The 12856-nt window shown below is 30.8% G+C and carries 11 protein-coding genes; 2 read left to right on the top strand and 9 right to left on the bottom strand.

Going from position 1 to position 12856, the window contains the following annotated elements; genetic code table 11:
• Positions 1 to 7 precede the first annotated feature (7 nt).
• Both JJ844_03840 and JJ844_03835 read left to right on the top strand, forming a co-directional pair.
• Complete coding sequence (locus JJ844_03840; protein MBO6974808.1) at positions 8 to 1810, top strand: diflavin flavoprotein; 1803 nt, start codon at positions 8 to 10, stop codon at positions 1808 to 1810.
• Between the two features lie 17 nt (positions 1811 to 1827).
• The gene (locus JJ844_03835) at positions 1828 to 2352 is read left to right on the top strand and encodes an NAD(P)H-dependent oxidoreductase (GenBank protein MBO6974807.1); all 525 of its coding nucleotides are present in this window, start codon (positions 1828 to 1830) and stop codon (positions 2350 to 2352) included.
• 23 nt (positions 2353 to 2375) lie between these two features.
• Here the strand turns inward: JJ844_03835 and mrdA are convergent, their stop codons facing one another.
• The 9 genes from mrdA to guaA all read right to left on the bottom strand — a co-directional run bounded on the left by mrdA (position 2376) and on the right by guaA (position 12833).
• Complete coding sequence (gene mrdA / locus JJ844_03830) at positions 2376 to 4166, bottom strand: penicillin-binding protein 2 (protein ID MBO6974806.1); 1791 nt, start codon at positions 4164 to 4166, stop codon at positions 2376 to 2378.
• A gap of 278 nt (positions 4167 to 4444) precedes the next feature.
• Positions 4445 to 5044 carry a hypothetical protein gene (locus tag JJ844_03825; GenBank protein MBO6974805.1) on the bottom strand — a complete coding sequence of 200 codons (600 nt, stop codon included), beginning with the start codon at positions 5042 to 5044 and terminating at the stop codon, positions 4445 to 4447.
• Between the two features lie 78 nt (positions 5045 to 5122).
• Entirely contained in the window at positions 5123 to 5836 is a 714-nt protein-coding gene (locus JJ844_03820; GenBank protein MBO6974804.1) for a PD-(D/E)XK nuclease family protein, read from the bottom strand.
• A 599-nt stretch (positions 5837 to 6435) separates the two neighbouring features.
• A complete protein-coding gene (locus JJ844_03815; GenBank protein ID MBO6974803.1) occupies positions 6436 to 7275 on the bottom strand; it encodes a hypothetical protein in 840 nt (279 codons plus the stop codon).
• Between the two features lie 353 nt (positions 7276 to 7628).
• On the bottom strand, positions 7629 to 8138 hold the full coding sequence (locus JJ844_03810) for a hypothetical protein (GenBank protein MBO6974802.1): 510 nt from the start codon (positions 8136 to 8138) through the stop codon (positions 7629 to 7631).
• A 397-nt stretch (positions 8139 to 8535) separates the two neighbouring features.
• A complete protein-coding gene (locus tag JJ844_03805; GenBank protein MBO6974801.1) occupies positions 8536 to 9543 on the bottom strand; it encodes a tetratricopeptide repeat protein in 1008 nt (335 codons plus the stop codon).
• 184 nt (positions 9544 to 9727) lie between these two features.
• Positions 9728 to 10300 carry a hypothetical protein gene (locus JJ844_03800; protein MBO6974800.1) on the bottom strand — a complete coding sequence of 191 codons (573 nt, stop codon included), beginning with the start codon at positions 10298 to 10300 and terminating at the stop codon, positions 9728 to 9730.
• Positions 10301 to 10342: 42 nt separating this feature from the next.
• Positions 10343 to 11047, bottom strand: coding sequence for a tetratricopeptide repeat protein (locus JJ844_03795; GenBank protein MBO6974799.1), 705 nt, complete (start codon positions 11045 to 11047; stop codon positions 10343 to 10345).
• A 199-nt stretch (positions 11048 to 11246) separates the two neighbouring features.
• Positions 11247 to 12833 carry a glutamine-hydrolyzing GMP synthase gene (guaA, locus tag JJ844_03790; GenBank protein MBO6974798.1) on the bottom strand — a complete coding sequence of 529 codons (1587 nt, stop codon included), beginning with the start codon at positions 12831 to 12833 and terminating at the stop codon, positions 11247 to 11249.
• Positions 12834 to 12856: the final 23 nt, after the last annotated feature.

Below are 12856 nucleotides of genomic sequence, written 5' to 3'. Positions count from 1 at the left end.
TCTAAAAATGTCAGACATTAATATAAGCTTACTTTCAAAAAATCGAAACTTATCAAAATTTGAAATTACTGGAAATTTTTCTTGTATCAGATTCCTTGATCAAAATAAAGAAAGATTTGAACTTGAATTTAACCTCGAGCAAGGGACCTCTTTTAATACTTTTTTAATTAGAAGTAATGAAGAACTTTTTATTATTCATCCACCTGAAAAACAACATTTAAATTCGTTAAATGAAGAAATATCAATTCTTTGGGATCAGTTTAAATTAAATAAAATTAACATCATTACTGGACATATCAATCCACAGATTATAGATACGATAAAAAATATTAGTAATCAATTTCAAAACTTAACTATTATTTGCTCTAATCCTGGCTTTAAACTTATTTCCGAACTTTGGAATCAAAAAAACCCTAAATTAGAAGAATTTATTGAAATTAAATTACCTAAAGTAAACATAATCAAAAAAGAACTTAATTTAAAATTAAATAACATTTATCTAGAATTAATTCCTATTCCAACAGCACGTTGGCCAGGAGGATTAATAGTTTATGAACGCAATCAAGAAATACTTCTAAGTGAAAAAATTTTCTCTGCACACATTGCATCTGAAGCTTGGTCTGAGACAAATCGAGTTAGTACAGAAAATGATAGAAAACACTTTTATGATTGCCTGATGGCACCAATGTCCAATCAAGTAGCGTCAATAACAGAAAAAATTTCTAATTACGAAATTAAAACTATTGCTCCAGTTCACGGTCCAGCTATCGAATATAGCTTAAAAAGCTTTTTAAATGACTACATTAGATGGGGTGAGAATCTCTCAACAAATAATCCAAAGATTGCTTTAATTTATGCAAGTGCCTATGGAAATACAGCCTCTATAGGCGATGCTTTAGCTAAAGGGATAAATAGAACTTCAGTCGAAGTTGAAAGTATTAATTGTGAATTTACATCAAATGATGTACTTATAAAATCTATACAAAATGCTGATGGATATTTAATCGGATCCCCCACATTAGGCGGTCACGCGCCAACACCCATAGTAAGTGCACTTGGAACATTATTATCAGAAGGTAACAGAGATAAACCAGTAGGAATTTTTGGAAGTTTTGGCTGGAGTGGAGAAGCAATAGATTTACTTGAGTCAAAATTAAAAGACGGTGGCTTTTCGTTTAGTTTTGATCCCATAAGAATTAAATTCAGCCCTAATAAACCCAAGATTAAAGAACTAGAAGAAATTGGAACTCACTTTGGGAGAAACATAATAAAAATAGCAAAGAAAAAATCTAGAAAATCAGACACAGGAATGATTACAAGTAAAACGGATCCAAAATTACAAGCACTTGGAAGAGTTATTGGCTCACTTTGTGTTCTCACTGCTTCTAAAGGAAAAGATGAGAATAATATCAAAGGAGCTATGCTTGCCTCTTGGGTTAGTCAAGCAAGTTTTTCTCCACCGGGATTAAGTATTGCAGTAGCCAAAGATAGATCGGTCGAGTCTCTTCTTCAAATTGGCGATTCATTCGCATTAAATATTTTAAGTGAAAAAGATTTTAAGGGCCCTTTAAAAAGATTCACAAAACCATTTGCACCTGGAGAAGATAGATTTAAAGATTTAGATATTAAATTGACTCCAAATGAACAAATAATAATTCCTGAATCTTTAGCATGGTTAGACGCATGTGTAAAAGAAAGAATGGAATGTGGTGACCATTGGGTTATATACGCTGAAGTACGGCACGGCAATATACTAAAATCCGATAGTCTGACAGCAGTTCATCACCGCAAAACTGGTGCTAACTACTAATTTTATTTATCAAATACATGACTAAATCAAAAGATCTAATAATAATTGCAGCGAGTTGTGGTAAAAATCTAGAACTTTCTGAAAAATTTCTTGAAAAAAGTAATGAACTTGAAATAAGTGCTGAGATTTTAGATCTTACCACTCTTGATATTCCATTATTTAATCCGCGAATTCATAACAAAAACAACATTCCAGTTGAAATAGAAAAATTAAAAAAAAAGATGTTCAAAATAGAAAAGTGGGTGATTTGTGCTCCTGAATATAATGGATCTATACCTCCCATTCTTTCCAATTTCATAGCATGGCTTTCTATTTCCGGAGATGACTTTAGGAATTTATTTAATGGCCAACCAATTGCAATTGCAACATTTTCTGGTGGCATTGGATTAGAACTACTTACTTCATTGCGCATTCAATTAGTACATTTAGGAAGTCAAGTATTAGGGAGACAACTTTTGTCTTCATATAGTAAACCGATAGATACCAATACTATTGAAGATATTATTCAAAGACTTTTCCAAATGAAAAGATTAAAAACATAAGTTTAAAAACTAAAAAATTCATATCATTTTTTTTCATTCCAAACTTTTAAAATTTCTCTTGCCATAGGTAGTGCATGTACAGAGCCTCCCCCAGGAGTATTTTGTGCAAAAGCGACTACAAGCAACTCACTTTTTTCAGAAGGAGTAAAGCAAACAAACCAAGCATGATCTAATCCACCTTCGCCATCTTCAGCAGTTCCAGTTTTACCTGAAACTGGAGGTAAATTTGAAACTCCATAATTCATTGATACTCCTGTGCCAGAATCTACTACTTTCCTAAGACCGCTTTTGATCAACTGAATATTATTTGGATCAATATCGATTTTCATACGTTTTTTATCTGAAAGATTTTCATCATCTTTTTTAGTTAAATGAGGAGTAACTAAATAGCCTCCATTAGCAATCGCAGCATATGCTCTAGCTATTTGAATAGGAGTAACTTGAACGACAAATTGTCCAATAGACATGCTTGCAATATCTTCTGGAACCCAAGGAGTTCTTCCTGGTTCGCCCCATCCTCTACCTTGTTTAGCCCATTCACTACTAGCTACTAATCCAATATTTTCTTGTTCAGAAATTTCAATTCCGGATAAAGAATTAAAGCCAAGTTTTTTAGAGATCTCATAAATTTCATCAACTCCTACTCCATATCCGACTTGATAAAAAAATGTATTACTAGAGACTCTTAAAGCATCTTCATAACCTATCACTCCAAAACCTAAATCATTATGTTCCCTAAAGCATTGGCTGCCATATGTAATACATGGTTTCGTATCTAGCATGGTATTTCTAGGGAATTTACCACTCTCTAAACCCGCTAGAGCCGTAACAATTTTCCAAACACTTCCTGGATCATAAGCATTTAATGCTCTATTAAAAAGTGGCTTTTCAGGAGAATTAAATATTTGATTATATTCTTTTTCAGGTTTAAAATCCTTTGAAAAAAAATTTAAATCAAAAGTAGGTTTACTTGACATCGCTCTTATTGCACCGTTCCTTGGATCCATTACTATTATCGCTCCAGCTTTTTTATCTTTAAGAACTTTCTCAGCAACTAATTGTAAATTTATATCAATTGTCAATTCAATATCGTTACCTTGTATTGAAGGTTTTATACCCAATGATCTTTGGAATTTACCTACAGAATTTACTTCAACCATTTCTCCACCCCACTCACCTCTTATAAAGTCTTCGTAAACATATTCAATTCCAGTTCGTCCTATTAAGTCATTTAATTTATAACCCTTATTAGATAAAAATTTGTATTCGGATTCAGTGATTGGCTGAGTATAACCAATTACGTGAGCAGCAACAGATTGGTAAGGATAATTTCTAATTAATTTCGTAGCTATTTCAAAACTGAATAAATTATCTTCATTTTCCTTAAATTTGATCAATTGATCTACATTTAGATCATCAAGAATAGTGACTAAAAGTTTTTGATTTTTTAAACCATCAAAATATTTTTTTTGAATTACATTACTATCAAGATTCAACAAATCAGAAATACTTTGTTTGTGTTTTTCCCAATTAATTTTGTTTACAGATTGAGGCTTTAATATCAAAGAATATTTAACTCTACTATCTGCTAGAACATATCCATTTTTATCAAGTATTCTTCCTCGGATTGGTTGTGAAGAGATAAGTCTAATCCTATTTTCATCTGACATTTTTTTGAAAGATTCATAATTCAAAATTTGTAAAAAAATTAATCTAAATAAAATTAATAAAAACGAAATAGATGAAAAGATTAATAAGACTAAAGGTTGTCTCTTTAAAGAAATAAGTTTTTTATTAGGACTTGGTTTTATCAAAAATATAAGATTTATTTAAATATTGTTTTTTCCAATAAAGCTATTTTTTTTTTAATTTCTTTAAGTCTAATGATTAAATTATTGTAGTCACTATCTTCGGTATTACAATCAAAATCATCACTTTTAAAATTATCTGAATTCAAATTTTCACTCATAAAACTTATTTTTTTAAAGTGATTATTATGTTAATTATAATTTTAGATAAAAAATTTCCTTTTTCAAAATAATATTAATATTAATTTTGATTCTGAAGAAATAGTATAAATAAATTATTTTAATTAGTCTATATTTTGCTCAAAATAGGGATTACAACTATTCTTTGATACACCTAAAGACCATCCAATAAATGATGAAACAAATATCGTAACGATTAATGGCACAATAGCTTGTTTAGTATTTTCAAGGCTAAACCATTCCCTCCAGCTACTGAAAAACCTTTCTCTTTGAAATTTTCTTTTTTCATTTTCTAATAGCCTCGCTTTTTTGGCAAAAGATTTTGTAACCCACTTTTCAAAAGGAATCTTTTTTATAATCGTCATTTTTCTCTCAACCTCTAATAGTTGACCAGAATTAAGATAAGGGTGAAATGTGCTTATCAATTCAAAAGTTTTTAAAAACATCTCCACAGTTGCATCTTTTATGATTTTTTGCTCAGGACTTAAATCGTCCCACTCTATTTCTGGATAAAAGCGATTCCTATTAGGTTGAATTTGCTCTTCTGACATTTGACCAGGTTCTCGAAGCCATCTATTAGTATTTTCGTCAAATCTTCGCCAATACAAAAAAGGATTAATAAAAATTGTTTTACCAGAAACTTTGACTACATCTTGTTGAAGATGATTGGTTATCTTGCTTTCAGAATTTTTAAATTTTATCAAAAGTCTAAATTAATAATCTAATTAAAGATTATCTTTTTTTTACTATTTTTCCAGAAATATAAAATTATTCTATGAATTTTAAGTTCTCGATAATTGCCATCGCATTTTTAAATAATTACAATATTCACAATTTGATGAAGGCTTAGGAAATTTGTCTGAACGTAATAAATTAACCGTTTCAATTACCTTTTTTTCTACCCATTCTGTAGAACAATCTAATCTAATTAGATGTACATCAAATTTTAATTGATTATTAAAGAGCTCTTCATTTTTTCTCCCATTAAAATATAAAAGATATGCTTCTTTCGAAACTTTAAAACCGTTTTTTTTAAATAACCACTGATACATTTCCAATTGTCTCTTATAAGCTTTTGCATATTCATATTTATTAAAAGTCTCAGACCAGTCAAAATGATTTCTTGATGTTGCTTTCACATCAACAATAATAAGTTCACCATTTTTTTTCTGCCAAATATCATCCACAGCTCCGCCAAAATCATAATTATATTCAATTGACTTATACCGAATCCCCTTAAAATTACTTCTCCAGATGTCTAAATGTTTGTGTTTGAAAGGAACAGCATCAATACCATATTCAATAAATAACGGATGAGGCTTCTGAATTCTTCTATAATAATCAAATTCATTTTTACATAAATTATCTACAGCTATATTTAAGGTAAATGGTAATGATGGTGGCTTAATTTGATATTTTTTATCAAGAACACAACATCTTGGACAACTAAGATATTTCTCTACAGTAGATCGACTTAATTTAAAAATCTCGCTCACAAGGTTTTAATCTAATTTAAAATTTGATAATTAACTCCCACTAAATGGTTCCTCCCAATTTTGACGCTTCAAAGTCATTGATATCATTGACTTCTATGAAGTGAGAAATCCTGTGAAAAAACCATGACAAACCTATTGGTTCCATTTTTGATAAAATAAAGAAATTTTCCTTCACTCCCACTCAGTAGTCCCATTGGTAAATTCGATGTTTTGACCCTTGAAAGTGACTAGCATCACAGAAGAGTTGAACTTATACTATCACAAGTAAATTGGTGTGTGACGTGTGTGTGATGGAATAGTTATCTTACGATAAAGAAATTAAAGAAAGTCAAAACATTCAAGGGGTTCATTAGAGATCTGGTCTATAACAACCCACTAGCAGACAGGCAATTCGCTGATGATGAACCCAGTCAAGATTGGTATGACAGATGGATGCTTTATGACACTAAAAAGCGAAATAAAAACCTAACTTCCCTAACCTACAAAACTTTGAAATCGCCCTCAAGAATGAATAGCATTACAAAGGAGTTAGACTTATATTATTCCGAGGAATTTTATATGTGATAAAGGTAAGATACGGGATTTATCTATGAAATGTTCTAAGTGCCTATATTCTTTTTTATTTCTTTGATTATTGACTCATAATATAGATTCCCTAACTCAGATGCCCCCTTAGTGGAAAAGTGACAATTACCAGGTCTTTTATCAAAACCAGTAATCTTATCGCTGTCTGCTGATATAAATGTGTTTGGTAGATCTTGAGAGATTCTTGCCTGGGCACTTCTTACAGGATTCCATGGTGTATTTCGACAAAGTGTTGCTAGAGCAATTCCAAATGAACTTTGAGGATAACTTTTGAATGTTGACCCAACAACTTTTTTCAATGCGTTGTAGTAAACATCTTCTGTCAAAGGGATCATGCCTCTCCTGTTTCCTTTTTGATTATAGTATTTTTGAAAGTATGGTACTTTTGTTATTTCATCCAAAGAAACTGAAATTGTTTGGGAATCACTTTCTCCTTGATGCCACAAAAATATAATTGGGGACAACCCAGATTCTTTTATTCGTTTCATAACTATTTGGTGCTGATGAGATAAATCTCCATATGCCCATTCCAATACTGAAGTCCCGCCGACTCCAAAAGGAATAATCACTATCGGTTTCCTAGAATTATTTGCCATTTTGATTGCTGTATATGTTATGACATTGCCTTTTGTACCACTGGCACCTAAAAGTGGTTCTTTATAGAGATAGCAACTTTGTGATTTCCAATCATATTGGTATAAATTTGATGGTATCACTACATCGCTTTTTACTCTCACATAGTTAGCAGAATTGCTTTGACCAAATATGGCAATAGTTATGGGATTTTCTGGGCAGTTGGACTTTTTGTATTGACTTATGTCCGGATCAAATCTTAGTGATAACCTTATAGGCATATATATATTTTTTCGGATAAAGTCCCGTCCTTTGTATCCAATCGAGAAGGATACCAGAGATATTAGGGTGATAATGGTGATTGATTTGATTCTCAACGATTTCTTATAAAGACATTATTCAATAATATTCTAAAACCGAAAAAACTTGGATGAGCATATATAAACACGAAAAATCAACCCCTAGAAACTATTCCCACTCTATAAGAACTTTAAAAATTTTTCAATCTATGACTAGGTTTTAAGGGATTAATTTTCCACGTAAAACCCGCGTAAAACCTATGAACTCCATTCTTTATACTTTGCTTTGTGATTATATGAACTATTTGTAGAGAATACATTTTTATTTTCATTATTTACTTAAACCTTTTGCAATTATTTTTAATCCATTCATTATTATTCTTACTTTGATATCCCAATGAAACGCTTCTTTTTGCATCAGCACATGCACCTTTCATATCACCTAAGATTTCTTTAGAAAGACTTCTATTAAAATAGACATCAGAAGGGTATTCAAAATTCATTTGAATCGCTTTCGTATAATCAGCAATCGCACCAACATGATCCCCTATTTTTGATTTACTAAAAGCAAGCATAAAGTAAACTGAAGCAGCATAATCTTCAATTGAAGAATATTTTTTTATATATTTTGAAAAAATATCAATGGAATCTTGATAATCACCATTTTGGAATTTCTTAAGTCCTTTGTTATACCATTTATTTCTTCTGTACTTTATTCCTGGAATAGGGCGATATTCTGCTAAGTAATTTTGATCAAAATTTGAACTAGCAATAACTTTATTTTTTGAGAAAGAAAAAGATAATAAAAATAATATGATCCCAAAAAAAGCAATTCGTTTTTTCATATCAAAATAAACTTTAAATCAATATACCAACTGTAGAGAAAACAGACTTTCTACGATTTCTCTTAAGAGACAGCAAAAAGGTGCTACGTAAAACCCACGTAAAACCGCACTAGATTTTATCACTCAAAAGCACTGCAATGACTTATCCAATATTTTGATTAAATCTCACGTAAAACCGATAAATTCAAGTTATAACAGGGTTCTTAAAATCCGTTTATTCCCACTCAATGGGTCCACCCAATTTTGATGTTTCAAAGTCGTTGGTATCATTGACTTCTTTAAAAAGGTAATTCTCGTGACAAACCCGTGACAAACCGAAGACTTCCATTCTTTATATTTTTCTTTGTAATTAGATGAACTAATTGTAGAGAATACATTTTTATTTTCAAATAAATTTCTATAAACAATTTTCTTCCACCCATTTTTTTGCGTTTTTTTGTAATCCCAAAGATAATGCTTGCTTTCCATCAATACAAGAACCAGTTTTATCTCCTAATCGATCCTTGCTTATACCTCTAAGAAAATATGCATCTTTATCTTTAGGGTTTAATTCTATCGCCTTCGTAAAATCGGATATTGCTCCTTCAATGTCTTTTAAAAGACCTTTAGAACGTCCACGGTTGAAAAATGCATCCATATATTTAGGGTCTAATTCTATCGCCTTCGTAAAATCGGATATTGCTCCTTCATAGTCTGTTAAATTAACCTTAGAAAGTCCTCGACTGTAATATGCATATGGTGAATAATTATTCTTAATATTAACTTCTATTGCCTTTGTAAAATCAGATATTGCTCCTTCATAGTCTTTTAAATTAAACTTACAAAGTCCTAGATTGTAATATATTTCTCCAATATATTTTTTTCCTGGGTTGATTTCTATTGCCTTTGTAAAATCAGATATTGCTCCTTCATAGTCTTTTAAATCACTTTTAGAATGTCCACGAAAACCATAAGCATATGGATTTTTAGGATTTAATTTTAGTGCTTTTGTAAAATCATCAATAGCATCTTGATAATTGCCTAAATCAACTTTAGAAAGTCCACGATTAATATAGTTAATTTCATTATTAGGATTGATTTTTATTGCCTTTGTAAAATCATCAATAGCATCTTGATAATTGCCTAAATCAACTTTAGAAAGTCCACGATTAATATAGTTAATTTCATTATTAGGATTGATTTTTATTGCCTTTGTAAAATCAGATATTGCTCCTAAGTGGTCTCCTTTTTCTTGTTTACTCTTTCCGCGATCTAAATAAAATTTTTCACTTTCTGCATTAACTTTTTCAGTATGAGAAATAATGATTGCAGAAGTTAAGAGACTACCAACCATTTTAATTAAAAATGGTTGCCCAATAGGCATTAAAGATAATATTGCACCAACAAAAGCAGTTTTCTTTTTCATTTAAAAAGACTTTTATTAAATATACTAAGTTTAGTGAAAACAGACTTTATAGGATTTCTCATAAGAGACGGTCAATTAGGTTCGTGACAAACCCGTGAAAAACCGAAAACTTCCATTCTTTATACTTTATCCCTTTAATTAGATGAACTAATTGTAGAGAATACATTTTAAGTTTCAAAAAAAATTAATTACATTTTTCTTTCATCCAATTTTTAACCTTAATATCTCTCTTATTTTGAACAAATTTCAGATCAGAACCATAACGAGAATTTTTTAATTTTGCTATGTCATTATTCCATTTCTCTGCATAACTATTTTCTAAAACTTTTTCCATATCAAAGCATGCACCTTTTATGTCACCTACCCATTCTTTTACAACTCCTCTTTGATAATAGGCATCATCATTTTTTGAATTCTTATTAAGGGAATTAGTAAAATCGGTGATTGCTTGATAGTAATTCTTTAACTCAATATTGACCAATCCACGATTGTAATATGTACCATAAGCATCAGGATAAAATTCAATCGCCTTATCATAATCTGATAAGGCACCATTAAGATCTCCAGATTCCCACTTTTTAAATGCATTTTTAAAGTAAATATTTGCCCTTTTTTCCTTCATTTTTTTTGTTGAAAATTTCTCTGCTGCTCTTACCCGTGGAGAAAAAATTGAAAAATTATATTTTGTATTGTTCAAATACTCTAGAAAGCAAAAGGTCGGCATAAAACCAAAAATAATCAAAAGAGTTTTTTGCATCTCAGAATTCAATTGTCATCAATAAACCAACTTTAGTAAAAACTACATATTTCTACACCATTTTCCTGCAGAAGTCTTTAACCAACTTATTCGAAAATCATTTCCTAAAGATGCTGCTTTTTTAAAATCATCGCAAGCACCTTTCTTATCCTTTAATCCCAATCCTTTACTTAATCCACGATTTGAGTATGCTTCATGTTTTGTTGGATTAATTTCTATTGCTTTTGTGTAATCAGATATTGCCCCGTAATAATCTTTTAAATTATTTTTAACAATCCCACGATTGTAATATGCATTATCAAGTTTTGAATTGATCTCTATTGCTCTTGTGTAATCAGATATTGCTCCATAGTTATCGCCCTTTGTTTCTTTAACTAAACCTCTGTTGTAATATGCTGCATAATCATATGGATTTAATTCTATTGCTCTTGTGTAATCAGATATTGCTCCATAAAAATCATTTAATGCTTGTTTCGCCACACCACGATCATAATATGCACCTCCATCTTTTGGATTAATTTCTATCACCCTTGTAAAGTCAGCAATTGCACCTGAGTAGTTACCTTTTTCTGCCTTTTCATAAGCACGATTAAGATAATAAGAAGCACCTCTTGCATATAAATTATCAGAAACAAAAATACTTAATCCTGCTGAAGATACAGCAACTCCAGTTTTAATAATTAAAGGTTGCCCAAGAGGAATTAAAGATAATATTGCCCCAATAAAAGCAGTTCGTTTTTTCATCAAAAAATTACTTTTAATCAATATACCAACTGTAGAGAAAACAGACTTTCTACGATTTCTCTTAAGAGACGGTCAATTAGGTTCGTGACAAACCCGTGACAAACAGAGGGGCGAAAACCCTTGGTATCAGGTAACTAGATTTTTAGATTATGTTTGTGCAAAACCGATTAATTATAGTTATAACTAGGTTCTTAAAATCTGTTTATTCCCACTCGATAGTTCCAGGAGGTTTGCTTGTAATATCATAAACAACTCTATTGACTAAAACTACTTCGTTGACAATTCTATTAGAAATTCTCTCCAAAATATGAAAAGGAATTTTTGACCAGTCAGCTGTCATTCCATCTTCACTAGATACGCAACGTAAGACTATTGGCCATGCATAAGTCCTTTTATCACCCATTACTCCTACAGTTTTAACTGGTAACAATACTGCAAAAGCTTGCCAAATATCATTATAAAGACCTGCTTTTTTAATTTCTTCTCTCACTATAAAATCTGCATCTCTTAAGCAATTAAGTTTTTCATTTGTCACTTCTCCCAAAATTCTTATAGCTAATCCTGGTCCTGGAAATGGATGCCTTTTTATAATTTCATCAGGCAAACCTAGAGCAGCACCCAATTTTCGTACTTCATCCTTAAAAAGTTTTCTTAATGGTTCAACTAATTTAAATTGCAAATCTTTTGGTAATCCACCGACATTATGATGACTCTTTATTTTTACAGCAATTCTCTCGCCAGTCTTGGGATCAATATTAGTCCCAGCACTTTCAATAACATCAGGATAAAGAGTACCTTGTGCTAAATACTGAAAAGGTCCCAATCTATTACTTTCTTCTTCAAATACCCTAATAAATTCTTCACCAATAATTTTCCTTTTTTGTTCTGGATCAGTAATCCCATTTAATTTATTAATAAACCTTTCCCTAGCGTTAATATATTCAACCTTTATGTGAAATTTCTTATCAAAAAAATTCATTAAAAATTCAGGTTCACCTTTTCTCATGAAACCTTGATCAATAAACATACATGTAAGCTGATTCCCAATTGCTTTATTAAGTAAAAAAGCAAGAGTTGACGAATCTACTCCTCCCGACAAGGCAAGCAAAACTTTCTTAGTACCTACTTGCTCTCTAATCTTAGGAATTGTTTCTTCTAAAAATGTTTCAGTTGTCCAATCTGGCGCACAACAAGAGATTTTATAAACAAAATTTTTTATTAATGTCATACCATACTCTGAATGAATAACTTCAGGATGAAATTGTACTCCAAATAATTTTCTTATATCATTTGAAATTGCTGCATGAAGTGTGTTCTCGGTATGAGCTATTTTATTAAATCCATCAGGCAAACAATTAATTGAATCCCCATGACTCATCCACATAATAGATTTATCTTTTACATTAGAAAGGAGATCGCTTTCTAAATCTATATTTATTGGAGCCCTACCATATTCAGCTTTTTTTGTTGCTGAAGTAACAGATCCTCCAAGTTCTTTGACCATTAATTGCATGCCATAGCATATTCCAAGAATAGGTATCCCTAAATCAAAAATTTTTTTATCGCATTTGGGAGCGTTTTGATCGTATACAGAATTAGGTCCTCCACTCAAAATTATCCCTTTAGGATTAAAAACATGAATATCATAAATTGAAATGCAGTTACTTACTACAAGAGAAAAAACATTAGTTTCTCTAACTCTTCTTGCAATCAATTCTGAATATTGAGATCCGAAATCTAAAATCAATATTGAGGGATCTCGTTCTTTTTTTAAAAATTTTTCACTCATGTATAAAAGTTAGCTCAATTTAT

Origin of the sequence: Prochlorococcus marinus CUG1435, from assembly GCA_017644375.1 — a bacterium.
In the GTDB taxonomy this organism is placed as follows: Bacteria; Cyanobacteriota; Cyanobacteriia; order PCC-6307; family Cyanobiaceae; genus Prochlorococcus_A; species Prochlorococcus_A marinus_AH.
Note: the sequence above shows the minus strand (reverse complement) of the source record. Positions and strands in the feature narration are given on the sequence as shown.

Excerpts from the sequence above, each read along its gene's own strand:
- JJ844_03840 (MBO6974808.1), top strand. The coding sequence starts at position 8 with ATGTCAGACATTAATATAAGCTTACTTTCAAAAAATCGAAACTTATCA.
- JJ844_03835 (MBO6974807.1), top strand. The coding sequence starts at position 1,828 with ATGACTAAATCAAAAGATCTAATAATAATTGCAGCGAGTTGTGGTAAA.
- JJ844_03815 (MBO6974803.1), bottom strand. The coding sequence starts at position 7,275 with ATGCCTATAAGGTTATCACTAAGATTTGATCCGGACATAAGTCAATAC.
- JJ844_03810 (MBO6974802.1), bottom strand. The coding sequence starts at position 8,138 with ATGAAAAAACGAATTGCTTTTTTTGGGATCATATTATTTTTATTATCT.
- JJ844_03805 (MBO6974801.1), bottom strand. The coding sequence starts at position 9,543 with ATGAAAAAGAAAACTGCTTTTGTTGGTGCAATATTATCTTTAATGCCT.
- JJ844_03800 (MBO6974800.1), bottom strand. The coding sequence starts at position 10,300 with ATGCAAAAAACTCTTTTGATTATTTTTGGTTTTATGCCGACCTTTTGC.
- guaA (MBO6974798.1), bottom strand. The coding sequence starts at position 12,833 with ATGAGTGAAAAATTTTTAAAAAAAGAACGAGATCCCTCAATATTGATT.